Source organism: Oleiphilus sp. HI0079 (genome assembly GCF_001635105.1).
Map to the genome: position 1 here is coordinate 1 of NZ_LWFT01001265.1, position 766 is coordinate 766.

A 766-nucleotide genomic window follows, 5' to 3' on the forward strand; every position below is an offset into this window, starting at 1 on the left:
ACGATGTTGCCACATCACGATCGGATCTCGCTTTAAATCTGGCGCATTAGAGTAATCGTTATAGCGATCTCCACTATAATCTCGAAGCATCCATCCCATATGCGAGTACCAAAAACCTCTCTTGGCCGAATAAGGATCTTTATCGTTCTGATCAACATAGCGATGATGGACACGATGATCAGAAGACCAATGCAAGGCACTATTTTGCATGGCAAAAGCGCCGCCCAAGGCATAAATCACCTTGATCCAGTTCTTGGTTTTATATGTCGGATGCGACCACAGGCGGTGGTAACCGGCAGTAATAGACATACCGCAATAACCCATACATAAAAGAGCCGCGACGACTTGAAATAAATCATAACCCTCTACGATTCCGTACCAAGGAACGACCACCACGGCAAACAAACCGGTAATCAAAAAGAAGAGTACATTTACCCAGAGAATCTTTGGTTTACTGCTTTGATTGCTGTCCTTATTACTACCCATAAAACATTTATACCTGACACGACATACTAAAAAACAACATCATAGCAGACTACACCCATAATAGATCCAGCTTACAAATGTTTAGTGTTTCATAGTTTTGTTATGAATCGTTTGCTTCTGTCTATTGATACGTCAAAATACACAAAAGAGGACTTTATCTTCTCGGACGCTTACATGTTCAAGAACCACCTTCTCGGATTACTGCTTTGTTTAGGGCTTGCAACGCCAAGCTCAAATCTTTTTGCGCATCCGCATAACTGGATAAGTGTCTCGACCCACT

General features: G+C 42.2%; 1 protein-coding gene. It reads right to left on the reverse strand.

The genetic code is table 11. The annotated features are described in order from the left end of the window. Positions 1-486 (reverse strand): acyl-CoA desaturase (locus tag A3750_RS22245; protein ID WP_197475242.1); only part of this gene is annotated, 486 nt, incomplete at its 3' end. Positions 487-766: the final 280 nt, after the last annotated feature.